The sequence below is a fragment of the Stenotrophomonas sp. YJH_SMC_37 genome (assembly GCF_059370035.1).
The window spans coordinates 80012-105311 of record NZ_JCAFTG010000001.1; the positions used below are offsets into that span (position 1 = coordinate 80012).

Consider the following 25300-nt stretch of genomic DNA (forward strand, 5'->3'; position numbering starts at 1 on the left):
TCAAAGTGTAGCAGTGGCGCGGCGGTACAGGGCAAAGCGCACCTCGCGGGTGCCGCCCTCGCGGTGCAGCAGCCAGTCCGGCGGCAGCACCGGCACGTGGCCGGCCGGCGATTCCAGGTACAGCCAGGCATCGGCGGCCAGGTGCCGCGGCAGCTGGGCCAGTACGTCCTGCCACAGGCCATCGGCGAACGGCGGGTCGATGAAGACCAGATCGGCCTGCTGCGCCTGCGCCCCTTGCAGCCAGCGCAGGGCATCGGCCTGCACGACGGTGACCTGGCCGGAGGCCTGCAGCTTGGCCACGGCCGCGGTCAGATTGCGTCCCAGCTGCGCGTCGCGCTCGACCAGAGTGGCGTGGGCGGCGCCGCGCGAGACCGCCTCCAGGCCCAACGCGCCACTGCCGGCGAACAGGTCCAGCACCCGCGCGCCGCCCAGCTTGGGCATCAGCCAGTTGAACAGGGTTTCGCGCACGCGGTCGCTGCTGGGTCGCAGCCCCGGCAGGGTCGGCACCGGAAGGCGGGTGTTGCGCCAGCGACCACCGATGATGCGGACCTGGCCGTCATTGCCCCCACGGCCGCTCACCGGCGCCCCCGGCGGGAGGTATTCGAGAATTTCAGCATGAGCGGGATTGTAGTTCGGCCGGGCGGCGCCCGGGGACGCGCCAACGCATGCGCGCTGTCGCTCCCACGCTTCGCTGCGCGAAACGCGGGCCCCACTTACCAGCTTCCATACCCCCGCCGCTTCGCGGCCGCCCCCTGACTCAGGGGGCTCTACCCCAGACGCGATCCGATGCTCGACATACAGGCCAGTTTTATTTCGATATCTGACAGATGTGTCGACCAAGGTCGACACCTACCAACAGCCGAGTGAACCCGTCAGAGGCGAGGCGGTGTGGGTTGGCAGGACCGTTGGCGCCATGGATGGCGCCATCGAGCCCCCAGGGACGGGTTCACGGCGTGTCCTGCCAACCCACACCGCCCCGCCATCCCACGGAACGCCCGCTGTTGCTGTTGCTTCGGCCTCTGCAGGTGCAGGGCTGCAAGCCCTGCCGACCAACCCCTTGATTTCGGGACAATCAGCCATACCCCTTGGCGAGGCCGCACGCGCTGGCGCGGCATTGCACATGGAGCCCTATCGATGACCGACACCATCCAGACCGAAACCCTTGGCTTCCAGACCGAAGTCAAGCAGCTGCTGCAGCTGATGATCCACTCGCTGTACTCCAACAAGGAAATCTTCCTCCGCGAGCTGGTCTCCAACGCCGCCGACGCCGCCGACAAGCTGCGCTTCGAGGCCCTGACCCAGCCGGCACTGCTGGAAGGCGACAGCGAACTGCGCGTGCGCGTCAGCTTCGATCCCTCCGCCCACACCATCACCATCGACGACAACGGCATTGGCATGAGCCGCGCCGAAGCCATCGCCCACCTGGGCACGATTGCCAAGTCCGGCACCGGCGACTTCCTGCGCCAGCTGTCCGGCGACCAGAAGAAGGATTCGCAGCTGATCGGCCAGTTCGGCGTCGGCTTCTACAGCGCCTTCATCGTTGCCGACGAAGTGGAAGTGACCTCGCGCCGCGCCGGCCTGGCCGCAGGCGAAGGCGTGCGCTGGACCTCGCGCGGCGAAGGCGATTTCCAAGTGGCCACCGTCGACAAGGCCGAGCGCGGTACCCGCATCGTGCTGCACCTCAAGGACGGCGAGCACGGCTTCGCCGATGGCTGGCGCCTGCGCAGCATCCTCAAGAAGTACTCGGACCATATCGGCCTGCCGATCCAGATGCCGAAGGAAGGTGGCGAAGAAGGCGCCGCGGCCGAATGGGAAACCGTCAACCGTGCCAGCGCGCTGTGGACCCGTCCGCGCACCGAGATCAGCGACGCCGAGTACACCGAGTTCTACAAGCACGTTGCACACGATCACAGCGATCCGCTGGCGTGGAGCCACAACAAGGTCGAAGGCAAGCTGGAGTACACCTCGCTGCTGTACGTGCCTGGCCGCGCGCCGTTCGACCTGTATCACCGTGATGCGCCCAAGGGCCTGAAGCTGTATGTGCAGCGCGTGTTCGTGATGGACCAGGCCGAGCAGTTCCTGCCGCTGTACCTGCGCTTCATCAAGGGCGTGGTCGATTCCAACGACCTTTCGCTGAACGTCTCGCGCGAGATCCTGCAGTCCGGCCCGGTCATCGATTCGATGAAGGCCGCGCTGACCAAGCGTTCGCTGGACATGCTGGAAAAGCTGGCCACCGACAAGCCGGAGCAGTACGCCACGTTCTGGAAGGAATTCGGCCAGGTGCTGAAGGAAGGCCCGGCCGAGGACTACAACAATCGTGAGAAGGTGGCCGGGCTGCTGCGCTTCGCCTCCACTCGTGGCGACGGCGATGCACAGACTGTGTCGCTGGCCGATTACCTCGGCCGCATGAGCGAAGGCCAGGACAAGATCTACTACCTCACCGGCGAGAGCTACAGCCAGGTGCGCAACAGTCCGCACCTGGAAGTGTTCCGCAAGAAGGGCGTGGAAGTGCTGCTGCTGACCGACCGCATCGACGAGTGGCTGATGGGCTACCTGACCGATTTCGACGGCAAGGGCTTCGTCGACATCGCCCGCGGCGACCTCGACCTGGGCGCGCTGGAAACCGAAGCGGACAAGCAGGAACAGGAAGCGGCGGCCAAGGACAAGCAGGGCCTGGTCGAGCGCCTGAAGACGGTACTGGGCGATGACGTGGCCGACGTGCGCGTCTCGCACCGCCTGACCGATTCGCCGGCGGTGCTGGCCATCGGCGAGCAGGACCTGGGCCTGCAGATGCGCCAGATCCTCGAAGCCAGCGGGCAGAAGGTGCCGGACAGCAAGCCGGTGCTGGAGATCAATCCGGGCCATCCGCTGATCGCCAAGCTGGATGCAGAAGCCGACGGCGCACGCTTCGATGATCTCGGCCGGGTACTGTTCGACCAGGCCGCACTGGCCGCCGGTGACAGCCTGAAGGACCCCGGCGCCTATGTGGCGCGCCTGAACAAGCTGCTGCTGGAGTTGTCGGCCTGATCGAGGCGGTGGTCGCCGGGCATGGCCCGGCGATGCTCTGGTTGGTGCCAACCTTGGTTGGCACTGCAGCAGAGGCCAACCTTGGTTGGCGCCCCAAAAGCGTGCCAACCAAGGTTGGCACCTACTCAGGGGGGCGAGCGTGTCAACCCAGGTTGACACCCACCAAAGCCGGGCGGCTCAGACCTCCCGATCCAGCAGCGAACCCAGCATCTGGTCCTGGCGCCGTATCACCGTGGCATTGGCGGCGAAGGCCACCACCTCGGCTTTCGCCGCCAGCAGGTCCCCCAATGGCGCGCCAGCATCGGCGTCGGCAGGGGTCATCGCGGCCTGCACCCCGCCCTGCTCCGCCTCACTGCGCAGCAGTTGCAGGCGTCGGGCATCAGGAGTCGCCAGGTTGGCCACGTTGTGCGCGGCCACCTGCACGCCCTGGTGGGCCGCGCGCATCCCGCCGAGAGCGATTCCCATCACGTCGTTCATGGCGGTCTCCGGGCCGCGCTGCGCGGCCCTTCGGACCGGTTAACGGCCGGCGGGCCGCGACCTTGAGTCCACATCAGCCCGACAGGCCCGAGTGGTAGCATATCCCCCTGATTTCAGCGCCTTTTGCCAATGCTCAGTTTTTTCCGCCGCAAGAAGCCCCAGGATGCCCCCGCCACGGAGGCACCCAAGACCCAGCACTACTCGGCTGAAGAGCTGGCGGCGGCGTTCCCGTCAGCCGCCCCGGCCGAAGACGCCGCCACGATCCCGGTAGTCGAAGCCGCAGCACCGGCACCTGTACCGGAACCGGCGCCCGTCGCCGAATGGCCTGCCGTACCGGCTGCGCGGCCGGTCACCGCGCCGGAGGACGTCCAGGCCGAAGTGCTGGCTGCGGCCGCCGTGCTGGCCCCTCTGGCTCCGGTCATTCCGGTCGAGGAACCAACCGCCCCGGCCGCCGACCTGCCAGCTCTGGTGGATGCCCCGCCAGCCCCGGCCGGCAAGCCCGGCTGGCGCGAGCGCCTGCGCAACAGCGTCATCGCGCGCAGCTTCGGTGGCCTGTTCTCGCGCAATCCCAAGCTCGACGACGACCTGCTGGACGAACTGGAAACCGCACTGATCACTGCCGACGTCGGCGTGGGTGCCACTACCGATCTGGTCGAGGGCCTGCGCAAGCGCATGAAGTCGCGCGAGTTCGCTGATGCCAATGCGCTGCTGGCCGCGCTGCGCGCCGAGCTGATCGCGATCCTGCAACCGGTCGCCAAGCCGCTGGTGATCGACCGCAACGCCAAGCCCTTCGTGGTGCTCACCGTCGGCGTCAATGGTGTCGGCAAGACCACCACCATCGGCAAGCTGGCCAAGCGCTTCAAGGATGATGGCCACAGCCTGATGCTGGCCGCCGGCGATACCTTCCGTGCCGCTGCCGTGGCGCAGCTGCAGGCCTGGGGCGAGCGCAACGGCGTGGCCGTGGTCGCGCAGGGGCAGAACGCCGATGCCGCGTCGGTGGCGTTCGACGCGCTGCAGGCCGGCAAGGCCCGTGGCACCTCGGTGCTGATCGCCGATACCGCCGGCCGCCTGCACACCCAGTCCGGCCTGATGAACGAGCTGGGCAAGATCCGCCGCGTGCTCGGCAAGATCGACCCCACCGCGCCGCATGAGGTGCTGATGGTGATCGACGGCACCACCGGCCAGAACGCGCTGTCGCAGCTGCGCCAGTTCAATGCTGCGGTGAACGTGACCGGCCTGGTGGTGACCAAGCTGGACGGCACTGCCAAGGGCGGCGTGGTGTTCGCACTGGCCCGCGAGTTCGGCATTCCGATCCGCTTTGCCGGCATCGGCGAGCGCCCGGAAGACCTGCGCGTGTTCGACCCGGAAGCCTTCGTCGACGCCCTGCTGCCCGAAGCGCTGGGCGCCTGATACACCGTGCAGCCACGCATGGCGTGGCTCTACTGCACCGCAACCGCAATGCAGTAGAGCCACCCTACGGGTGGCTGCCTTCCCCGGAACACCCATGCCCCGCCAGCCGCACGCCAGCGCCGACAACCCCCAGCAAGACGACTTCATCGCTCGCCTGCTGCACTGGTTCGACGACCACGGCCGCCACGACCTGCCCTGGCAGCACCCGCGCAGCCCTTACAGGGTCTGGTTGTCGGAGATCATGCTGCAGCAGACCCAGGTGACCACGGTCATCCCGTACTTCCTGCGGTTCCTGCAGCACTTCCCGACCCTGCCCGACCTCGCCGCCGCCAGCAATGACGCGGTGATGGCGCAGTGGGCAGGGCTTGGCTACTACGCCCGTGCGCGTAACCTGCATGCCGCTGCAAAGCGCTGCGTGGAACTGCACGGCGGCGACCTGCCGCGCGATTTCGATGCATTGCATGCCCTGCCCGGCATTGGCCGCAGCACCGCTGGCGCGATCCTCAGCCAGGCCTGGAACGACCCGTTCGCGATCCTTGACGGCAACGTCAAGCGCGTGCTCAGCCGCTATCACGGCATCGACGGCTTCCCCGGCCTGCCAGTCATCGAAAAGCAGCTATGGGCGATCGCCGAGGCACACGTGGCGAAGGTGCCGGCCGGTCGCATGGCCGATTACACCCAGGCACAAATGGACCTGGGCGCGTCCGTATGCAGCCGGGCCAAGCCCGCCTGCGTCATCTGCCCGCTGCAGGACACGTGCGTGGCACGCCGCGAAGGCCGCACCGCTGAACTGCCCACGCCCAAGCCCAGCAAGACCCTGCCGGAGCGCGAAGCCGTGGCTCTGCTGCTGCGTGACGCCCAGCAGCGCGTGCTGCTGCAGAAGCGGCCGGACACCGGCATCTGGGCGCAGCTGTGGACGCTGCCGCAGGCGGAGGCCGGCAGCGACCTGCAGGATTGGTTCGACGCACATGTCGACGGCTCGCTGGAAGATGCAGAGGAACTGCCGGTGCTGCAGCACACCTTCAGCCACTACAGGCTGCACCTGCAGATATTGTCACGGAAGGTGCGCGGCCTGCGCGTGGAAGAACCCACGCTGCGCTGGGTCGCCAACGACGAGCTACCCGCATTGGGCCTGCCAGCGCCGATCCGCAAACTGCTCGACGGCGCCACGATCAGGACGCCAAAACGAACTTCCAAGAAATCCCGCAACCACGAGTGAGTGCCATGCCCCGAACCGTCTTCTGCCAGTACGAACAACGCGATGCCGAGGGCCTGGACTTCGTGCCCTACCCCGGCGAGCTGGGCCAGCGCATCTTCAACAACATCGGCAAGCAGGCCTGGGCCGCGTGGCTGGCGCACCAGACCATGCTGATCAACGAGAACCGGCTGTCGCCGCGGACGCCGGAGCATCGCGCATTCCTCGAAGGTGAACTGGTCAAGTTCCTGTTCGAGAAGGACGCAGAGAAGCCGGCTGGCTTCGTTCCGGAAGCCTGACCTGCCGGTAGCGCCGGGCCATGCCCGGCGTCCAGGCATCCGCCGGGCATGGCCCGGCGCTACCCGTTTATTTCCCGGATTCCTCGCGCTCCTGCACCTGCGCCTGTCGCAGCTCCTGCTCGGACGCGCGCAGCGCCTTCACATCCAGCTTGCGGATGCTGTCGATGAAGCACGGCATGCGCGAGCCACCGGTAGGGTCGCGCACCAGCACCTTGTCGAAGCGCGCCGAAACACGATTCATCTGGCTGGTCAGGCCGATGGCGGTGGCATACGGCAGGTCCTGGCAGGGGCCTCTCAGCTCCAGCAGGTAGGCCTCGCTCGGGCGCGTCCAGACCGCCAGTGCGCTGTCGCCCAGTTCGGTCCAGCCATTGAGGGTGCCGAAGAACTGCATGTCGCTCTGCGGCGCACCGGCGTGGGCGCGGTAAAGGTCAAGCTTCTCGGCGCTGCTGAGCCGGCCGGTGGTCGCGCAGGCGACCAAGGCGAGGCAGAGGCCGGCCAGCAGGATCGGGGTCTTCATGGCGATCTCCTCGGGGAACTGTCGCCATCATGCGCCCGGGCTCGCAACGCTGGCGCGACGACCGGCAGCCCATTCAGCCGCCGGTCGGCGGCTGCTGGCCGGACCACGGTAGACGCCAACCTTGCTTGGCGCTTGCCCTGCAGGAGCAGCCGACCCAGGTCGGCTTCCACCAAAGCGGGCCCAGCGCCTCAGACGTCGGCGTGGGCCAGTGCGTGCAGGCGCCCTTCCCGCAGTTCCAGCACCCGGTCCAGGCGACGCGCCAGGCTGCGGTCATGGGTCACCAGCACCAGGCTGGTATGGCGCGCGCGGTTGAGTTCAAGCATCAGCTCGAACACCGTTGCCGCCGTGCGGTCATCCAGGTTGCCGGTAGGCTCGTCGCCCAGCACGCAGGCCGGGTGATTGACCAGTGCCCGCGCCACCGCAGCACGCTGCCGCTCGCCGCCGGACAGCTCGCCCGGCTTGTGGTCCAGGCGATGGCCGAGGCCGACCGCTTCCAGCAGCATGGTGGCGCGGCTGCTCGCTTCGGCCACCGCGGTGCCAGCCAGCAGCACCGGCATCATCACGTTTTCCAGAGCGGTGAACTCCGGCAGCAGGTGATGGAACTGGTAGACGAAGCCCAGCGCCTGGTTGCGCAGCAGGCCGCGCGCGGTGTCCGACAGCGCCGACATGCGCTGGCCGGTCACATAGACCTCACCGGCAGTGGGAATGTCCAGGCCACCCAGCAGGTGCAACAGCGTGCTCTTGCCGGCGCCGGAGGCACCGATGATCGCCACCGTTTCGCCAGCGGTCACGGTCAGGTCCAGCCCATCGAACACCGGGGTCTGCATGCGCCCTTCAGCGTAGGTCTTGCCCAGTGCTTCGGCACGGATCACTTCGTCGCCGCGGTTGAAGACCTTATTCATAACGCAGGGCCTCCGCCGGCTGGGTGCGTGCTGCCCGCCAGGCGGGATACAGGGTGGCCAGGAAGCTCATCAGCAGCGCGACCACGGTGATCGCCACCACGTCGCCCGTCTGCATGTCGGTCGGCAGGCCGGTGATGTAGTACACATCCTCCGGCAGCAGCTTGACGTTGAACACGCTCTCGATGGCGCCGAGGATGCGTTCCAGGTTGAGGGTCAGGGTGATGCCGCCGATCAGGCCAGCCAGCGTACCGAAGATGCCGATCAGCGAACCCTGCACCATGAACACCTGCATCACGCCACCCGGGGTCAGGCCGAGGGTGCGCAAGATGGCGATGTCGGCCTGCTTGTCGGTCACCAGCATCACCTGCGAAGACACCAGGTTGAACGCACCCATGGCGATGATCAGCGACAGCAGGATGCCCATCACCACCTTTTCCATGCGCAGTGAGTGGTAGAGGTTGGCATTCTGCTGGGTCCAGTCGCTTACGCGGTAGGCGCCACCGAGGTTCTGCGCAAGATCCACGCCCACCTCCAGCGAGCGGTCCATGTCGTGCAGTTTCAGGCGCACGCCGGTGGCACCGTCGCTGCGCAGCACGCGCTCCAGGTCCTGCATGTTGGCGAAGCCGACGCCGCGATCGACCTCGTTATAGCCGGCCTCGAAGAGGCCACTGACGGTGAAGCGTTTCATCCGCGGCACCGCGCCGGCCGGCGTGCCCTGCACTTCGGCAAAGGTCACCAGCACCTGGTCACCAACGTCCACGCCCAGCCAGATCGCCAGCTCCTTGCCCAGCAGCAGGTTGAAGCTGCCCGGCTTGAGGCTGTCATAGCTGCCCTTGGTGATCTTCTTGTCGATCACCGAGACGTTCGGCTCCAGCGCCGGATCGATGCCTTGGATGATCGCGCCCTGCACGCGCGGGCCGCTGATCATCGACTGGATCTCGATGTACGGTGCGGCGCCGGCCACACGCGGGTCCTTCCTGGCCACGTCGACCACCCGCATCCAGTCCGGCATCGGTTCGCCGTCGCGGCTGATGGTGGTGTGCGCGGTCATCTGCAGCAGACGACTGCGGATTTCCTTCTGGAAACCGCTCATGACGGCCAAGGTGGTGATCAGCACCGTAACGCCGAGCGCGATGCCCAGGATCGATGCCATCGAGATGAAGGAGATGAAGCCGTTGCGGCGCTTGGCACGCAGGTAGCGCAGGCCGATCGCCACGGGAATGGGTTTGAACATGCAGGCACGCCAGTCAATTCAGCTTATGGTGCCATTGACCGGGGCCGACGGGAAACGCCGCGTGCGGCCACGGCCAGTCGCAGTTCACGTCGCTGCCCGGAATGGAGCACATCGGGCCAGAACAGCAGGCGCCGGCGGCGCCGATCCTCACACCACAGCAACAACAGCCATGGGCCACGCACCACCAGCCGTGGCGTATCAACGTCCTGCCCGGCCACCTGCAGTGGTTCGGGAAGCGGCGCAAGAAGCACCTGTACGCGTGGCCTGCGCTGGCGCCAGGCCAGTTCGGCCAAGCCGACGCCCCAGGCCAGCAGCAGCGCGGGCATCAGCAGCCGCGCAGGCAGATCCGAGGCGCGCAACAGCCAAGGTGCGGCCAGCAGCACCGCCAACTGAGCGGCGGCCTGCAGCCTCGAAGGGCGCCACTCAAGGCTTGAGGGTGAGGATCTTCTGCATGAGGGGGATCGCGTGCGCATGCGGACAGGCCTCGTAGCCCATGAACCAGCGCCACAACTTATCGTCCTCGCAGTCGAGCAGGAACAGGAAAACCTCGCGCTCTTCGGTCGGCGCAGTGCGCCATTCGTGGTCGAGATACCGCTCGAACAGCTGATCCAGCTCACGCATGCCGCGGCGGCAGCGCCAGCGCAGCTTCTTCAGCAGAACGTCTTCTTCCATCGTGCTTCTCCAGATACAGCAAAGCCACGCATGGCGTGGCTCTACTGAGGTGGTGCAGCCACGCATGGCGTGGCTCTACCGGGTACAGCCAGGCCTGATCAGGCGCGGCGTTCCATCATCAGCTTCTTGATCTCGGCGATCGCCAGCGCCGGGTTCAGGCCCTTCGGGCAGGTGCGGGCGCAGTTCATGATGGTGTGGCAGCGGTACAGCTTGAACGGATCTTCCAGATCGTCCAGGCGCGCGCCGGTGTCCTCATCGCGCGAGTCGATGATCCAGCGATAGGCCTGCAGCAGGATCGCCGGGCCCAGGTAACGCTCGCCGTTCCACCAGTAGCTCGGGCAGCTGGTCGAGCAGCAGGCGCACAGGATGCACTCGTACAGGCCGTCCAGCTTCTTGCGGTCTTCCGGCGACTGCAGGCGCTCGCGGTCCGGCGGTGCCGGGGTCTGGGTGCGGATCCACGGCTTGATCGAGGCGTACTGCGCGTAGAAGTGGGTCAGGTCCGGAACCAGATCCTTGACCACGTTCATGTGCGGCAACGGGTAGATCGGCACTTCCTTCTTGCCGCAGTCCGAGATGGCTCGGGTGCAGGCCAGGGTGTTGGTGCCGTCGATGTTCATCGCGCACGAACCACAGATGCCTTCGCGGCACGAGCGGCGGAAGGTCAGGGTCGGGTCGATCTCGTTCTTGATCTTGATCAGGGCGTCCAGGACCATCGGGCCACAGGCATCCAGATCGACCTCATAGGTATCGGTGCGCGGGTTGCTGTCGTCGTCCGGACTCCAGCGGTAGATCTTGAAGGTGCGCACATTCTTGCCGCCGTTCTTGACGGGGAAGTGCTTGCCCTTCGTGATCTTGGAATTCTTGGGGAGTGAAAACTCGGCCATGGCTGCTCTCGTTGGCTCAGGCGGCCCGCGCCCGTGGGCGCGGATTGCATGGTAGGCGGGGTCGGATCAGTACACGCGCGGCTTCGGCGGCACCACGGACACGTCGTCGGTCAACGTGTACATGTGCACCGGACGGTAGTCGAAGCTGCACTTGCCCTTCTCGTCGACGCTGACCAGGGTGTGCTTCTGCCAGTTGACGTCGTCGCGGTCCGGATAGTCCTCGTGCGCATGCGCACCACGGCTTTCCTTGCGCTGTTCAGCCGAGTTGATCGTCGCCACCGCGTTGAGCAGCAGGTTGTTCAGCTCGTAGGTCTCGATCAGGTCCGAGTTCCAGACCAGCGAGCGGTCGGAGACCTTCACGTCCTGGAACGAGTCGAAGATCTTGTCCATCTTCTCGCAGCCTTCCTTCAGCGTCTGGCTGGTGCGGAAGACCGCCGCGTCGGCCTGCATGGTGCGCTGCATGCGGTCGCGGATGACCGAGGTCGGGGTATCGCCGTTGGCGTGGCGCAGCTTGTCCAGCAGGCCCAGCGCCTTGTCGCAGGCATCGGCCGGCAGCGGCTTGTGCGCGGCGCCCGGCTTGATGGTCTCGGCGCAGCGGTTGGCCACCGCACGGCCGAACACCACCAGGTCGAGCAGCGAGTTCGAGCCCAGGCGGTTGGCGCCGTGCACGGAGACGCAGGCCGCTTCGCCGATGGCGTACAGGCCCGGCACCACGGCGTTGTCGTTGTCGCCGACCTTCTGCACCACTTCACCGTGGTAGTTGGTCGGGATGCCGCCCATGTTGTAGTGCACGGTCGGAATGACCGGGATCGGCTGCTTGTGCACGTCGACGCCGGCGAAGATGCGGGCGCTCTCGGCGATGCCCGGCAGCTTCTCGTCGATCACGCCCGGGCCGAGATGGGTCAGGTCGAGCAGGATGTGGTCCTTGTGCTCGCCGACGCCGCGGCCTTCGCGGATCTCGATGGTCATCGAACGGCTGACCACGTCGCGCGAGGCCAGATCCTTGTAGTGCGGTGCATAGCGCTCCATGAAGCGCTCGCCGCTGCTGTTGCGCAGGATGCCGCCTTCACCGCGGACACCCTCGGTGATCAGGCAGCCGGCGCCGTAGATGCCGGTCGGGTGGAACTGCACGAACTCCATGTCCTGCATGGCGATGCCGGCACGCATGGCCAGGCCGCCACCGTCGCCGGTGCAGGTGTGCGCCGAGGTGGCGCTGAAGTAGGCACGGCCGTAGCCGCCGGTGGCCAGCACCACGCCCTGGGCGCGGAACAGGTGCAGCGTGCCATCGGACATGTCCAGGGCCAGCACGCCGCGGCAGGCGCCTTCGTCGTCGAAGATCAGGTCGAGCGCGAAGTACTCGATCATGAAGCGCGCATCGTGCTTCAGCGACTGCTGGTACAGGGTGTGCAGCATCGCGTGGCCGGTACGGTCGGCCGCCGCGCAGGTACGCTGCGCCGCCGGGCCTTCGCCGTACTTGGTGGTCATGCCACCGAACGGACGCTGGTAGATCTTGCCTTCGGCGGTGCGCGAGAACGGCACGCCGTAGTGTTCAAGTTCGATGATGGCCGGGATGGCCTCACGGCACATGTACTCGATGGCGTCCTGGTCACCCAGCCAGTCCGACCCCTTGATGGTGTCGAAGAAGTGGTAGCGCCAGTCGTCCTCGCCCATGTTGCCGAGTGCGGCCGAAATACCGCCCTGGGCGGCAACGGTGTGCGAACGGGTCGGGAAGACCTTGGTCAGGCACACGGTCTGCAGGCCCTTGGCGGCCAGGCCGAACGTGGCGCGCAGGCCGGCACCGCCGGCGCCGACCACGACCATGTCGTACTTGTGTTCGGTGATCTTGTAAGCGGACATCTAATCTGGATTCCTGTGTAGGTGCCTGGGCTCAGGCAACGCCGAGGGCGATGCGGCCCACCGCAAACACACTGACGATCATGCCGAGCACGGCGACGAACTTCACCGCGGTCTGCAGCACCAGGGCCAGCAGCGATTCGTGGATGTAGTCTTCCAGCACGACCTGCATGCCGAGCTGCGCGTGCCAGAACATGGCGATCAGCAGGCCGATCAGCGGCACCGCGTTCCACGGCTTGGCCACGGCGGCGGCGGCGGTCGCGTAGTCCGAGCCGAGCAGGCCCAGCACGAAGACCAGGAACCAGATGCCCAGCACCACCAGTGCGGCGGCGGTCAGGCGCTGGTGCACGAAGTGCTCGGTGCCGGTCTTGGCCGAGCCCAGGCCGCGCACGTTCTTCAACGGGGTACGGAACTTGCTCACGCGGCACCTCCGAACATCACATAGGCCCACACCAGCAGGGTGATCACCAGGCTGCCGATGACCGACAGCCAGCTGCTGCGGATGAAGGCCGGGATGCTGAAGCCGATGGCGAAGTCCTGCACCACGTGGCGGATGCCATTGCACAGGTGATAGGCGAACGACCATGTCCACGCGAACAGGAACACGCGGCCATACCAGGCCCCGGCATGGCCGGTGAAGCAGTTCCAGGACTCGGGCCCCATCATCAGGGCCAGCAGGCCGGCAGCGATGATGAGGGCACCAACAGACAGAAAGATGCCGGTGGCTCGATGGAGGATCGAGGTGGCCATCTGAATCTGCCAGCGATACACCTGAAGGTGCGGGGAAAGTGGGCGTTGTCTGGTCGCCATTCGCTGGGCTCGTTGTCTCGGCTGGGCGGCACGCGGCCGCGTTGGCTCAATGCTGATCAGAAATCGATGCAGCGTCCGTTTTTCTCCCAATCGCCATACCGCACCGGATCAAGTCCGCCGCGGCCGCCGAATTCCTCTGCCTTTTCCTGCTCCACGGGCACGGGTGCCGCAGGGACCAGCGGGGCTTCAGTTTCGTCGTCGGGAGTGGGGGTTGTTTGGCCTATCATGTTCGGTCTCGCAACGCACAAATTTTAGACCTCGTTCACGTGCCTGACAACCTGCCCCCTGCTTTCGTCGGATATCCGCGCCTGCCCGGCCACCAGCTGCTGAGCCTGCAGGGCCCGGATGCGGCCGCCTTCGCCCACGCCCAGTTCAGCAGCGATGTCACCGCCCTGCCCCTGTTGCACTGGCAGTGGAGTGCCTGGCTGAGTGCCAAGGGCCGCACTCTGGCGGTGTTCCAGCTGCTCCGGCTGGCCGACGATCACGTGATGCTGGTGCTGGCCGACGGCGATGCCGATGCGATTGCGTCGCAACTGCAACGCTTCGTGTTCCGTCGCAAGGTGAAGGTACAGGTGCGCAGCGATCTGGCAGCTGCCGGCGCCTTCACCGCGCCCGAGGCCGCCAGCGGCGCGGCGATTGCGCAGGCCGCAGATGAGGGTTGGGAGCTGGACCTGGGCAGCGATGCACTGCCGCGCACCTTGCGCATCGGCAGCGCCGAAGCGTTCGCCGCCAGTTCTGAAGCCGATGAGACTGCTTTTGCCCTGGCCTGGCGCCAGGCCGACCTGCGCTACGGCCTGCCACGGCTGGAAGAGAGCCAGCGCGAAGTGTGGACCCCGCAGCAGCTGGGCCTGGACCGCCTGAATGGCTACAGCGTGAAGAAGGGCTGCTACCCCGGCCAGGAAATCGTCGCCCGCACCCATTTCCTCGGCAAGGCCAAGCGCGCGGTGCAACTGCTGCATACCGCGGCACCCGCACGTGCCGGCGATGGCGTGCAGCAGGACGGCGCGACGCTGGGCACGATCGCCAGCGTGGCCGGCGAGCTGGCGCTGGCGGTGCTGCCACTGGAGGCTGGCGACGCCGAGCTGCAGGTGGGTGATGCCATTGCGCAGCGCGTGCCGCTGCTGGATGGATTGGCGCGCTGAATCTGACGCGCCCTCATCCACGCATGGCGTGGATCTACTGACCGACCCGGTGGGTGCGGACCGTTGGTCCGCACGCCTTCGGTGAAGGAATGGTAGTGCCGGCCGCTGGCCGGCAACCATGCAGGGTTGAGGTTGCCGGCCAGCGGCCGGCGCTACCCGTTACAGGCGCTCGCCGCTCTCTGCGTTGAAGAAATGCAGGCCCTGCGGGTGGATCGCCACGCGGATGTCATCGCCCACCGCAGGCAACGCCTGCGGTGCCACGCGCATGGTCAGCGCATGCTGGCCACTGCTGAGGTTGACGAAGATCTCGTTGCCGACCGGTTCGATGCCCTCAATGCGCGCGATGAACGCGTGCGCATCATCAGCAGCAGCCGGTTGCAGGTGCTCCGGGCGCACGCCCACCGCGATCGGTTTCTGCAGCCATGCCGGATCGATCGTGGCCTGGCCCAGCGGTGCACGCCACTGGCCGTCGACCACGGTCACGCCACCGGCATCGCCCTGCAGCGTGCCACGCAGCACGTTCATCGCCGGGCTGCCGAGGAAACCGGCCACGAACAGGTTGGCCGGGCGGTCGTACAGCGCCATCGGCGTATCGATCTGCTGGATGATGCCGTCCTTCAGCACCACGATGCGCTGACCCAGGGTCATCGCTTCAACCTGGTCGTGCGTCACGTAGATCATGGTGGTGCCCAGCTTCCGGTGCAGCTGCGCAATCTCGGTACGCACGCTGTGACGCAGCTTGGCGTCGAGGTTGGACAGCGGCTCGTCGAGCAGGAACACCGCCGGCTCGCGCACCAGCGCCCGGCCCAGTGCCACGCGCTGACGCTGGCCACCGGACATCGCCTTGGGCAGCTTGTCCATCATCTCGGTCAGGCCCAACGTCTGCGCCGCCTCGGCAATGCGCTTGTCGATGGTCGCCTTGTCATGCCCGCGCAGCTTCAGGCCGAAGGCCAGGTTCTCGGCCACGGTCATGTGCGGGTACAACGCGTAGCTCTGGAACACCATGGCGATGTCGCGATCCTTCGGCGCCACGTCGTTGACCACGCGATCACCAATGGTCAGCGTGCCACCGCTGATCTCTTCAAGGCCGGCCACCATCCGCAACAGGGTCGACTTGCCACAGCCGGACGGTCCGACCAGCACCATCAGCTCGCCATCGGCGACCTCGAAGGTGGCGTCCTTCACCGCGACCTGGCCGTTGTCATAGACCTTGCGCACACCCTGCAACTGCACTTTTGCCATATCACCTATCCGGTCCGCCCGAAGCCGGGCTGTCTTTTGGGACTGCCTCGGCCCTCCCGATGGCAGTGATGATTGCGCGCCTGCCGCATGACGGCGAGTACTGCAATCGAATACAGTTGCCCATTCTGCCATGTAAACGTTTTCACGTGGCACTATCCGATGATCGGTGCGCACCGATCTGCGTCGGCGGTTGAACGAAGGTTCCGCCGAGGTAGTGGTTTCGAATGGAACGATCTTCCGCAACACCGGAGATCGCCCCTGACGAACCTCGGACAGGCAGTTGCGCGGATGTCCCCCGAACCCAGCCATGAAGCGATTGACAACGATGTCACCCGGATCTGAAACTCGAGCGATGCACGACACCCTCTTCCTGTTCGGTGCCACAGGTGATCTGGCCCAGCGCTACCTGTTCCCTTCGCTGCTTCGCCTGCTTGGCGACGGCCTGCTGCCGGAGGACTTCCGCATCCGCGCACTGGCCCTGTCCGGGCATGACACCGAAGCTTTCCATGACATCCTCCGGCCGCGCCTGCAGCAGGCCATGCCGATGGCCACGCAGGACGACATCGCTGCCCTGCTGCGCCGCATCGACTACCGTTCGGTGGACCTGCGCGATGTCGACTCGGTTGCCGCCGCCGTCTCCGACCTGGTGCACCGCAAGTGCGTCAGCTACCTGGCCATTCCGCCGGGCCTGTACATCTCCACCTGCGAAGGCCTGGCCAAGGGCGGCGCCCTCGCCGCGCCGGCACGCCTGATGCTGGAGAAGCCGATCGGCAGCGACAGCGAGAGCGCCGAGGAAATCATCAGCACCATCGGCCAGTGGATCGACGAGGACCGCGTGTTCCGCCTCGACCACTACCTGGGCAAGGCCGCGGTACAGAACCTGATCGCACTGCGCTTCGGCAACACGCTGCTGGAAGCGGTGTGGAACCGCAACTACATCGAATCAGTGCACATCCTGGTGGCCGAAAGCGAAGGCGTGGATGGCCGCGATGCCTATTACGCCCGCTCCGGCGCGCTGCGCGACATGGTGCAGAGCCACATCCTGCAGCTGCTGTGCATGGTGGCGATGGAACCGCCGGCATCGCTGGAAGCCGATCGCATCCGCGACGAGAAGGTCAAGGTGCTGCGCGCCCTGCGCCCGCTCGATGCCAGGCACGCCGCGCGTGACAGCATCCGTGGCCGCTACACCGCCGGCACCATCAATGGCCAGCCGGCCCAGGCCTACCAGCCGCCGGAAGGCAGCGACGTGGAAACCTTCGCCGGTGTCACCGCGCATATCGACAACTGGCGCTGGAGCGGCGTGCCGTTCCACCTGGTCACCGGCAAGCGCCTGCCCGAGCGCACCACCCGCGTGGTGGTCACGCTGAAGCCGGTCACCCACTGGCTGTTCGAGCGCCCGCAGCGCGCGCAGGCCGCACCGAACCGCCTGGTGTTCCAGCTGCAGCCGCAGGAAAACATCGAACTGGGCCTGATGAGCAGCCTGGCCGGCCCGGAATGGGGTGCCCTGGAACTGCATCCGCTGGAACTGGAACTGTCGGTGCCGACCGGCCTGCACCGCCGCATCGCCTACGAACGCCTGTTCCTGGATGCCTTCAACGGCAACCACACGCTGTTCGTGCGCGACGACGAAGTGCGCGCAGCGTGGGCCTGGATCGACAGCGTTGCCGACGCCTGGAAGGAGGCCAAGCTGCCGCTGGAACCGTATCCTGCTGGCCAGTGGGGCCCGAGCAATGCAGGCGAGTTCCTGCCGCAGGGCGTGGACGCGCCGGACAGCGGGGCCTCGGCATGAGTGCCATCTCGCAGCCGGTGCTGGTTGCCGACATCGGCGGCACCAATGCCCGCTTCGCCCTGGCCGACACCTCGCAGGACGCGCCGCTGCTCAAGGAGAGCATCCGCGAGTACGCGGTGGCGGAATTCCCGTCGCTGGGTGATGCCGCGCGCCACCACCTGGAGCAGATCGGCGCTGCGGCCAGCCGCGGCGTGTTCGCAGTGGCCGGCCGCGTCGACGGTGACGAGGCGCGCATCACCAATCATCCGTGGGTGATCTCGCGCAGCCGCACCGCCGCGATGCTGGGGTTCGACGAGCTGCACCTGATCAACGACTTCGCCGCACAGGCGATGGCGATTTCGCTGCTGCAGCCCGAGGACGTCGTCCAGGTCGGCGGCGCCGCCTGGGTACCGGGCAAGCCGGGACAGCCGCGCAACTACGCGGTGATCGGGCCCGGTACCGGGCTCGGCGTCGGTGGCCTGATCATGCGCCACGGCCGCTGCTATCCGCTGGAAACCGAAGGCGGTCATGTCAGTTTCCCACCGGGCACACCGGAGGAAATCCGCATCCTGGAAATCCTCTCCGAGCAGTTCGGCCGCGTCTCCAACGAACGCCTGATCTGCGGACCCGGGCTGGTCAACATCCATCGCGCCGTGTGCGAGATGGCCGGCATCGACCCCGGCCAGCTGCAGCCGGTAGACGTGACCGCGCGTGCCCTGCACGGTGATCCGCAGGCAATGCGCACCGTGGACGTGTTCTGCGCGGTGTTCGGCGCCATCGCCGGCGATCTGGTACTGACCCAGGGCGCCTGGGACGGCGTGTTCCTGACGGGCGGCCTGACCCCGAAGATGCTCGATTCACTGCAGCACTCCGGCTTCCGCCAGCGCTTCGAACACAAGGGGCGGTTCTCTTCGATCATGGCGAGGGTGCCATCGCTTGCCGTGATGCATCCCCACGCCGGACTGCTGGGCGCTGCCGCCTATGCTGCCGACGCCGAACGTGACGCACCAGGAGTTGCCGCATGAGCCCCACCTTCCACGACGACCGCATCGAGTTCATCCAGCACGGCGACGCCGATGGCTGGATCGAGGCGGTGGCCGCCGAAATGGCGCAGACCCTCAACCACGACATCAATGAGGTGGGCCGGGCCCGCATCCTGCTCTCCGGTGGCACCACGCCGGCGCCGGTATACCAGGCACTGGCCGAACTGGACGTGCATTGGGACCGGGTGGAAGTGAGCCTGGCCGATGAGCGGTGGCTGTCGCCGCAGGATCGCGACAGCAACGCCTGGCTGGTGCGCGAGCACCTGCTCAAGCGTGCCGAGGGTGCGCACTTCGATCCGCTGGTGCGGATCGGCAAGCCGCTGACGGAGTGCGTCTACACCGCCAACCTGCAGGCCCAGCACAGCCAGCCACCCAGCCTGGTGGCACTGGGCATGGGCAACGATGGCCACACCGCCTCGCTGTTCCCGGGTTCGAAGGACCTGGCCCGTGCACTGGAAAGCACCCTGCCCTATGCGGCACTGGATGCCACTGGCTGCCCGGGCGCGAACCAGTGGCCGCTGCGCATCACCCTGACCCCGCACGGCCTGCGCCAGTGCCGCCAGCGTCTGCTGCTGCTGCGCGGCAAGCAGAAGCTGCAGGTACTGCGCCAGGCACTGGACAGCAATGACCCCCAGCAGTACCCGATCCTCAATGCAATCAACCTGGAAGGCGCGCGCCTGCGCGTCCACTGGGCTGATTGATGTCGGCGGCGGCGCCACGCCGCCGCTTGCCTCTCGCCACCACGAACGCCGGTAGCCAATGAGCCTCCATCCGCAACTGCAAGCCATCACTGAGCGCGTCATCCGCCGCAGCGCGGCCTCGCGCGCCGCCTATCTGGCCGCGATCGACGCCTCCCTGCGCGAGGGCCCGTTCCGCAGCCGCCTGAGCTGCGGCAACCTCGCCCATGGGTTCGCCGCCTGCGGCGGTACCGACAAGAGCCGCCTGCGCGGTGGGGTGACACCGAACCTTGGCATCATCACCGCCTACAACGACATGCTGTCGGCGCACCAGCCGTTCGAGACCTATCCCGAGCAGATCCGCCAGATCGCCCGCGAGCTGGGCGCCACCGCGCAGGTGGCCGGCGGTGTGCCGGCGATGTGCGACGGCGTCACCCAGGGCCGTGGTGGCATGGAGCTGTCGCTGTTCTCGCGCGATGTGATTGCGCAGGCGACGGCGATCGGGCTCAGCCACGACATGTTCGATACCACCGTCTACCTTGGTGTCTGCGACAAGATCGTGCCGGGGCTGCTGATCGGCGCACTGGCCTTCGGCCACCTGCCGGCGGTGTTCGTGCCGGCCGGCCCGATGACCCCGGGCATACCCAACAAGCAGAAGGCGGAAGTTCGCGAGCGCTATGCCGCCGGCGAAGCCACCCGTGAAGAACTGCTGGAAGCCGAGTCGGCCTCCTACCACGGCGCCGGCACCTGCACCTTCTACGGCACGGCCAACTCCAACCAGGTGTTGCTGGAAGCGATGGGCGTGCAGCTGCCGGGCGCGTCGTTCGTCAATCCGGGCACCCCGCTGCGCGACGCTCTTACCCGCGAAGCGACCGAACGTGCACTGGACATCACTGCGCTGGGCGATGACTTCCGTCCGCTGGGCCGGATCATCGACGAGCGCGCGATCATCAACGCGGTCATCGCGCTGATGGCCACCGGCGGTTCGACCAACCACACCATCCACTGGATCGCGGTGGCGCGTGCGGCCGGCATCGTGCTGACCTGGGACGACTTCGACGAGCTGTCGCAGCTGATTCCGCTGCTGGCCCGCGTCTACCCGAACGGCGAGGCCGACGTGAACCGCTTCGCCGCCGCCGGTGGCCCGGCGTTCGTGTTCGGCGAGCTGATCAAGGCCGGCCTGATGCATGGCGACCTGGTCAGCGTGGCCCGTGGCGGCATGGCCGACTACGCCCGCGAACCCCAGCTGCGCGACGGCCAACTGGTTTATCTGCCGGGCCTGGAACGCAGCGCCGATGACGAGGTGGTGCGTGGCGTCGACAATCCGTTCGAACACCAGGGTGGCCTGCGCCTGCTGCGCGGCAACCTGGGCAAGTCGCTGATCAAGCTGTCGGCGGTGAAGCCGCAGTACCGCACGATCGAAGCACCGGCCGTGGTGGTCGATGCACCGCAGGTGCTGAACAAGCTGCACGCCGGTGGCCTGCTGCCCGAGCATTTCGTGGCGGTGGTGCGTTACCAGGGCCCGCGTGCGAACGGCATGCCGGAACTGCATTCGCTGGCGCCGCTGCTGGGCCTGTTGCAGAACCAGGGCCGACGCGTGGCGCTGGTCACCGACGGCCGCCTGTCCGGCGCCTCGGGCAAGATTCCGGCGGCGATCCACGTGACGCCGGAAGCGGCGCGCGGCGGCCCGCTGGCGAAGGTTCGCGAAGGCGACATGATCCGGCTGGACGGCGAGGCCGGCACGCTGGAGGTGCTGGTGGACCCGGCCGAATGGGCGGCGCGTCCGCTGGCTCCGAACACTGCGCCGGCCGCGCATGACCTGGGCCGCAATCTGTTCGCGGTCAACCGTCGCGTGGTGGGCCCGGCCGACCAGGGAGCGATGTCGATTTCGTGCGGTCCGGCGGCGGCCGATGGCGGGCCGTGGGAGTACGACGCGGAGTACGAGCTGGGGCATGATGCCGCGGCGGCGGCAGCGCCGCATGAGGCGAAAGACGCCTGAAGCGAAAAGCCGCGGCAGGCTTCCCGGCTTGGGCAGTAGAGCGCCCTGGCCGGGACACGCCGTAAACCCCCCTACGGGACCGGCCCAACCGCTGGCGGTTGGGCGTTCGGGCGCTTGCAAAGCGGTGCTTCGCAAGCAAAGCGCCCTCACCCATGGGGGCTCGGTCGCGGCATCCATGCCGCTTACGGTCCCGGCTGGGGCTGACCGCGCCCTTCTGACACTCTCCGGCGCATCAATGCCGCGAAGTGATCATTGAAATCAAATTCGACAGCAAAGGCAGAAGCAGAGCTATGGGTATCGAACAACATCAGGTGAAGGCGGCGGAGCTGTTGCATGCGGCGGGCATCCTGCCGGTGGTGACGGTTCATACGCTGGACCAGGCGCGGGCGGTCAGTGCGGCGCTGCTGGACGGTGGTTTGCCGGCGATCGAGCTGACGCTGCGTACGCCGGTGGCGATGGAAGCGTTGGCGATGCTCAAGCGCGAGCTGCCCGATGTGGTGGTGGGTGCAGGCACGGTGCTGACCGTGGAGCAGATGCAGCAGTCGATCGATGCGGGCGCGGACTTCCTGGTGACCCCGGGCACGCCGCCAGCGCTGGCCGATGCACTGGCTGCTGCGCCGCTGCCGGTGGTGCCGGGTGCGGCCACGCCGACCGAGCTGCTGTCGCTCTACGCCCGCGGCTTCCGCGTGTGCAAGCTGTTCCCGGCCACGGCCGTGGGCGGGCTGGCGATGATCAAGGGACTGGCCGGCCCGGTGGCGGACCTGAAGCTGTGCCCGACCGGCGGCATCACCGAAAACACCGCCGCCGAATACCTCGAGCAGAAAAACGTGGTCTGCATCGGCGGTTCGTGGATGGTGCCGGGCAACTGGATTGCCAACGGCGAATGGGACAAGGTGCGCGCCAGCGCCGCCGACGCCGCGAAGATCATCAAGCGCGTTCGCGGCCACTGAGCCCAACGCAGCTGTAGAGCCGAGCCCACGCTCGGCTCCACGCCAGCGGAATGGAAAGCAGCCGAGCATGGCTCAGCTCTACAGGACCAGCATCCAGAGCGCGCGCAGCGCGCGACCCGCTCCCGCTCTTCCTTCTTCATTCCGCGGTGGCGGCGCACGAAAACCGTCCTTGGCCCTGCGGAGGGATTGCGCAGGGGCGCGAGCGCCATGGATGGCGCGACCGAGCCTCCAGGGATGGATTCACGGCGTCCCCTGCGCAATCCCTCCGCAGGGCCAACCCCACGAATCCTGCCGCACACCGCAAGGGGCTCAGCCGTTGGCCGAAACCCGTTACAGCGGCCGCGCCGGATCCACCAACCCGTACTGGCTGGCCATCCGCGCCAGCGCGATGTTGTCGTGGATCCCCATCTTCTCGAACAGCCGCGCCTTGTGCGTGTTCACCGTCTTCGCACTCAGGCTCAGCCGCCGCGCGATATCTTCCTGGCGCAGGCCCTGGGTCAGCAGCAACGCCACTTCCAGCTCGCGCGGCGACAGGCTGTCGAACGGCGAACCGTTGCCTTCCACCGTCGACAGTGCCAGATTCTGCGCGATGCTGGTGCCCAGGTAGCGGCGCCCACCTGCCACGTCACGCACCGCGCGCAGCAGTTCCTGCGCATCACAACCCTTGCCGATATATCCGGCCGCGCCGGCTTCGAGCAGCCGCTTCGGCAGCGGGCCATCTTCCAGCACCGACACGATCACTACGCGGGTGTTGCGGTGGCTGCGCACGATGCGCTCGGTCACTTCCATGCCGCTCACACCCGGCAGGTGCAGGTCACACAGCACCACATCCGGCAGCAGCTGGCGGACTTCACGCAGCGCGTCTTCGCCGGTCTCGGCTTCGCCCACCACCTCGATGTCGGTTTCCCCCGACAGAATCATCTTCATCCCGGTGCGGACCAGCGCGTGGTCATCCACCAGGTAGACTCGAATCGTCATTCACGTACCTCTTCGAATGCGGCCATTGCAGGTCAAGCTAGGCAGGGTGCCGATACCCTGCAAGCGCGTTCGGAATGCGGCCCCGGCAATCTGCCTTGCGCATCACAGTACCGCGCGTTGTGCTTGCCCCCTGTCTTGCAGAACCTGCTGCAACGAAACAACTGATCTATCACGTAGACGTCCCGCGCGGGGCATCCACGTCAATCCCCCTGTGATGATGCTTCGCTGGCCTTCGCTGGCCGCGTGCCATGATGCCGCCAAGGGTGCCGGCGACTGAACATGACCAGATAGCACCCTACCACCCAAACCAGCGCGGCACACCATCCGGCCAGGATATCGGAGGGGTAATGCACCCCCAGATAGACCCGGGAGACGCTGACCAGCAGGCTGAATGCCGGTGCCAGCAGCAGCACCGGCCAGCGCCAGCGGGTGTTCCAGGCCAGCAGTACCAGGGTCACCGCCAGGGTCATCGAGCCCATCGCGTGGCCGCTGGGAAAGCTGAACGTCGATTCCGGCGCGATCGATTCCCACAGGCTGGGGCGCTGGCGCTGGAAGAAGTGCTTGCTGCCCATGTTCAGCAGCGCCGAGCCGACGAAGCTGACCGCCACGAAGGTGGCCTCGCGCCAGCGCCGGTAGCCCAGCAGCACGCCGATGATCAGCACGTCGGCCGGGATCAGGAACCACTCATAGCCCAGTTTGGAAATGAGCACGAAGAAGCGGTCCAGCAGTGGCGAGTGCAGGCCATGCATCTGCCACAGCAGCGGCGCGTCGAAATGGAACGATTCAAACTCGTGCACCTCGTCCGCCAGGGCGACGAAGCCAGCCAGCGGCAGCAGCACGCCGCCGAACAGCAGGACCAGGCGCCAGGCATTGCGCGCCATCCAGTGGCGGAAACCGGAGGCGGACTCCGGTGCAGCGAGGATCGCAGGCTTATCCGGCGCTTCGGACATACGTGTGTTCGACGTAGTCGTCGATCAGGGCGACGAACTCCTGGGCGATGTTGTCGCCGCGCAGGGTCACCTTCTTCTCGCCATCGACAAACACCGGCGCTGCGGGTGTTTCGCCCGTGCCCGGCAGCGAGATGCCGATGTTGGCATGGCGCGACTCGCCCGGCCCGTTCACGATGCAGCCCATCACCGCCAGGGTCATGTTCTCCGCCCCCGGGTGGTGGATCTTCCACAGCGGCATCTTCTCGCGCACGTGGTTCTGCACGACCTTGGCCAGCTCCTGGAAGAACTCCGAGGTGGTGCGGCCGCAGCCCGGGCAGGCCGTGACCAGCGGCGTGAAGGCGCGTTGGCCGGTGGTCTGCAGCAGTTCCTGGGCGACGATCACTTCCTGCGTGCGCGACTGGCCCGGTTCCGGGGTCAGCGAGATGCGGATGGTGTCACCGATGCCTTCCTGCAGCAGCACGCCCAGCGCCGCCGCCGACGCGACGATGCCCTTGCTGCCGATACCGGCTTCGGTCAGGCCCAGGTGCAGGGCGAAATCCGAGCGCTGGGCCAGGTCGCGGTATACCGCGATCAGCTCCTGCACGCCGCTGACCTTGGCCGACAGCACGATGCGGTCGCGCGGCAGGCCGAGTTCCACCGCCTGCTCGGCCGAATCCAGGGCCGAGCGGATCAGCGCTTCGCGCAGCACGCGGCCGGCATCCCAGGGCTGTTCGCGCAGGCTGTTCTCGTCCATCAGCTTCGCCGCCAGGGCCTGGTCCAGCGAGCCCCAGTTGGCGCCGATGCGCACCGGCTTGTTGTAGCGGATCGCAAACTCGATCAACTGCGCGAACTGCAGGTCCTTCTTCTTGCCGAAGCCGACGTTGCCGGGGTTGATGCGGTACTTTGCCAGCGCTTCGGCACACGCCGGTTCGGCGGTCAGCAGCTGGTGGCCGTTGTAATGGAAGTCACCGATCAGCGGCACGTCGATACCCATCATCGCCAGCTTGTCGACGATGCGCGGGATCGCCGCAGCCGCTTCCACGGTGTTGACGGTCAACCGCACCATTTCCGAACCCGCGCGCCACAACTCGGCCACCTGCTTGACGCTGGAAGCCACGTCGGAGGTGTCGGTGTTGGTCATCGACTGCACCACTACCGGCTTGCCTCCGCCTACGGTGACCCCGCCGATCTGCACGGCATGGGTCTGGCGGCGGGGCCAGGAGGTGGCATCGGAGGGAGGCGTAGGGCGGGTCACGGCGTCGTGCATGGGCGCATTCTACCGCCCGCTCCC

At 67.0% G+C, this 25300-nt stretch carries 26 protein-coding genes; 10 read left to right on the top strand and 16 right to left on the bottom strand.

Going from position 1 to position 25300, the window contains the following annotated elements; all coding sequences use genetic code 11:
- A complete protein-coding gene (gene rsmD, locus AC5P8J_RS00385; RefSeq protein ID WP_483017247.1) occupies positions 1–609 on the bottom strand; it encodes a 16S rRNA (guanine(966)-N(2))-methyltransferase RsmD in 609 nt (202 codons plus the stop codon).
- A gap of 525 nt (positions 610–1134) precedes the next feature.
- Between rsmD and htpG the strand changes: the two genes are divergently transcribed.
- Positions 1135–3027: a molecular chaperone HtpG gene (htpG, locus tag AC5P8J_RS00390; protein WP_058980285.1), complete on the top strand. Its 1893-nt coding sequence runs from the start codon at positions 1135–1137 to the stop codon at positions 3025–3027.
- Between the two features lie 177 nt (positions 3028–3204).
- Here htpG and AC5P8J_RS00395 read toward each other — a convergent pair whose 3' ends face one another.
- Complete coding sequence (locus tag AC5P8J_RS00395) at positions 3205–3504, bottom strand: hypothetical protein (protein ID WP_021203986.1); 300 nt, start codon at positions 3502–3504, stop codon at positions 3205–3207.
- A 129-nt stretch (positions 3505–3633) separates the two neighbouring features.
- On the opposite strand from AC5P8J_RS00395, the gene ftsY reads away from it, so the two are divergent.
- From ftsY to AC5P8J_RS00410, 3 genes are all read left to right on the top strand, one after another.
- Positions 3634–4914 (top strand): signal recognition particle-docking protein FtsY, encoded by a 1281-nt coding sequence (gene ftsY, locus AC5P8J_RS00400; protein ID WP_134730650.1) that lies wholly within the window; start codon positions 3634–3636, stop codon positions 4912–4914.
- Between the two features lie 94 nt (positions 4915–5008).
- Positions 5009–6133 (top strand): A/G-specific adenine glycosylase, encoded by a 1125-nt coding sequence (gene mutY / locus AC5P8J_RS00405; protein ID WP_019661207.1) that lies wholly within the window; start codon positions 5009–5011, stop codon positions 6131–6133.
- A gap of 5 nt (positions 6134–6138) precedes the next feature.
- Entirely contained in the window at positions 6139–6408 is a 270-nt protein-coding gene (locus tag AC5P8J_RS00410) for an oxidative damage protection protein (RefSeq protein WP_019661206.1), read from the top strand.
- Between the two features lie 67 nt (positions 6409–6475).
- On the opposite strand, the gene AC5P8J_RS00415 is transcribed toward AC5P8J_RS00410, so the two are convergent.
- The 10 genes from AC5P8J_RS00415 to AC5P8J_RS00460 all read right to left on the bottom strand — a co-directional run bounded on the left by AC5P8J_RS00415 (position 6476) and on the right by AC5P8J_RS00460 (position 13508).
- Positions 6476–6925, bottom strand: coding sequence for a DUF6491 family protein (locus AC5P8J_RS00415; RefSeq protein WP_134730652.1), 450 nt, complete (start codon positions 6923–6925; stop codon positions 6476–6478).
- A 188-nt stretch (positions 6926–7113) separates the two neighbouring features.
- A complete protein-coding gene (gene lolD / locus AC5P8J_RS00420) occupies positions 7114–7827 on the bottom strand; it encodes a lipoprotein-releasing ABC transporter ATP-binding protein LolD (protein ID WP_019661204.1) in 714 nt (237 codons plus the stop codon).
- Positions 7820–9061: a lipoprotein-releasing ABC transporter permease subunit gene (locus tag AC5P8J_RS00425; protein WP_019661203.1), complete on the bottom strand. Its 1242-nt coding sequence runs from the start codon at positions 9059–9061 to the stop codon at positions 7820–7822. Before AC5P8J_RS00425 ends, lolD begins: the two co-directional genes overlap by 8 nt.
- A gap of 23 nt (positions 9062–9084) precedes the next feature.
- A complete protein-coding gene (locus AC5P8J_RS00430) occupies positions 9085–9534 on the bottom strand; it encodes a hypothetical protein (protein WP_134730654.1) in 450 nt (149 codons plus the stop codon).
- Positions 9485–9733, bottom strand: coding sequence for an FAD assembly factor SdhE (locus tag AC5P8J_RS00435; protein ID WP_019661201.1), 249 nt, complete (start codon positions 9731–9733; stop codon positions 9485–9487). Before AC5P8J_RS00435 ends, AC5P8J_RS00430 begins: the two co-directional genes overlap by 50 nt.
- Before the next feature lie 98 nt (positions 9734–9831).
- The gene (locus AC5P8J_RS00440; RefSeq protein ID WP_005409079.1) at positions 9832–10617 is read right to left on the bottom strand and encodes a succinate dehydrogenase iron-sulfur subunit; all 786 of its coding nucleotides are present in this window, start codon (positions 10615–10617) and stop codon (positions 9832–9834) included.
- Positions 10618–10683: 66 nt separating this feature from the next.
- The gene (gene sdhA / locus AC5P8J_RS00445) at positions 10684–12474 is read right to left on the bottom strand and encodes a succinate dehydrogenase flavoprotein subunit (protein WP_014036803.1); all 1791 of its coding nucleotides are present in this window, start codon (positions 12472–12474) and stop codon (positions 10684–10686) included.
- 31 nt (positions 12475–12505) lie between these two features.
- A complete protein-coding gene (gene sdhD / locus AC5P8J_RS00450; RefSeq protein WP_005409077.1) occupies positions 12506–12892 on the bottom strand; it encodes a succinate dehydrogenase, hydrophobic membrane anchor protein in 387 nt (128 codons plus the stop codon).
- Positions 12889–13281 (bottom strand): succinate dehydrogenase, cytochrome b556 subunit, encoded by a 393-nt coding sequence (gene sdhC / locus AC5P8J_RS00455; RefSeq protein WP_005416132.1) that lies wholly within the window; start codon positions 13279–13281, stop codon positions 12889–12891. The genes sdhD and sdhC overlap by 4 nt, the downstream gene beginning before the upstream one ends.
- A 56-nt stretch (positions 13282–13337) precedes the next feature.
- Positions 13338–13508, bottom strand: a complete 171-nt coding sequence (locus AC5P8J_RS00460; protein ID WP_074901279.1) for a DUF1674 domain-containing protein — start codon at positions 13506–13508, stop codon at positions 13338–13340.
- Positions 13509–13547: 39 nt separating this feature from the next.
- Between AC5P8J_RS00460 and ygfZ the strand changes: the two genes are divergently transcribed.
- Positions 13548–14423 (top strand): CAF17-like 4Fe-4S cluster assembly/insertion protein YgfZ, encoded by an 876-nt coding sequence (gene ygfZ, locus AC5P8J_RS00465; protein WP_134730656.1) that lies wholly within the window; start codon positions 13548–13550, stop codon positions 14421–14423.
- 159 nt (positions 14424–14582) lie between these two features.
- On the opposite strand, the gene AC5P8J_RS00470 is transcribed toward ygfZ, so the two are convergent.
- Positions 14583–15665 (bottom strand): ABC transporter ATP-binding protein, encoded by a 1083-nt coding sequence (locus tag AC5P8J_RS00470; RefSeq protein ID WP_019661198.1) that lies wholly within the window; start codon positions 15663–15665, stop codon positions 14583–14585.
- A 352-nt stretch (positions 15666–16017) separates the two neighbouring features.
- Here AC5P8J_RS00470 and zwf point away from each other — a divergent pair, with 352 nt between their 5' ends.
- The 5 genes from zwf to eda all read left to right on the top strand — a co-directional run bounded on the left by zwf (position 16018) and on the right by eda (position 22102).
- Positions 16018–17454 (top strand): glucose-6-phosphate dehydrogenase, encoded by a 1437-nt coding sequence (gene zwf, locus AC5P8J_RS00475; RefSeq protein WP_019661197.1) that lies wholly within the window; start codon positions 16018–16020, stop codon positions 17452–17454.
- Positions 17451–18458 (top strand): glucokinase, encoded by a 1008-nt coding sequence (gene glk, locus AC5P8J_RS00480; protein WP_019661196.1) that lies wholly within the window; start codon positions 17451–17453, stop codon positions 18456–18458. Before zwf ends, glk begins: the two co-directional genes overlap by 4 nt.
- Positions 18455–19177, top strand: a complete 723-nt coding sequence (gene pgl, locus AC5P8J_RS00485; protein WP_058980277.1) for a 6-phosphogluconolactonase — start codon at positions 18455–18457, stop codon at positions 19175–19177. Before glk ends, pgl begins: the two co-directional genes overlap by 4 nt.
- A 58-nt stretch (positions 19178–19235) precedes the next feature.
- Positions 19236–21152, top strand: a complete 1917-nt coding sequence (gene edd / locus AC5P8J_RS00490) for a phosphogluconate dehydratase (RefSeq protein WP_021202019.1) — start codon at positions 19236–19238, stop codon at positions 21150–21152.
- Between the two features lie 290 nt (positions 21153–21442).
- A complete protein-coding gene (gene eda, locus AC5P8J_RS00495; protein ID WP_134730658.1) occupies positions 21443–22102 on the top strand; it encodes a bifunctional 4-hydroxy-2-oxoglutarate aldolase/2-dehydro-3-deoxy-phosphogluconate aldolase in 660 nt (219 codons plus the stop codon).
- A gap of 330 nt (positions 22103–22432) precedes the next feature.
- On the opposite strand, the gene AC5P8J_RS00500 is transcribed toward eda, so the two are convergent.
- From AC5P8J_RS00500 to ispG, 3 genes are all read right to left on the bottom strand, one after another.
- On the bottom strand, positions 22433–23080 hold the full coding sequence (locus AC5P8J_RS00500) for a response regulator (protein ID WP_004153112.1): 648 nt from the start codon (positions 23078–23080) through the stop codon (positions 22433–22435).
- Between the two features lie 200 nt (positions 23081–23280).
- The gene (locus AC5P8J_RS00505) at positions 23281–24030 is read right to left on the bottom strand and encodes a phosphatase PAP2 family protein (protein ID WP_058980273.1); all 750 of its coding nucleotides are present in this window, start codon (positions 24028–24030) and stop codon (positions 23281–23283) included.
- Positions 24011–25276: a flavodoxin-dependent (E)-4-hydroxy-3-methylbut-2-enyl-diphosphate synthase gene (gene ispG, locus AC5P8J_RS00510; protein WP_019661189.1), complete on the bottom strand. Its 1266-nt coding sequence runs from the start codon at positions 25274–25276 to the stop codon at positions 24011–24013. Before ispG ends, AC5P8J_RS00505 begins: the two co-directional genes overlap by 20 nt.
- Between the last annotated feature and the right edge of the window lie 24 nt (positions 25277–25300).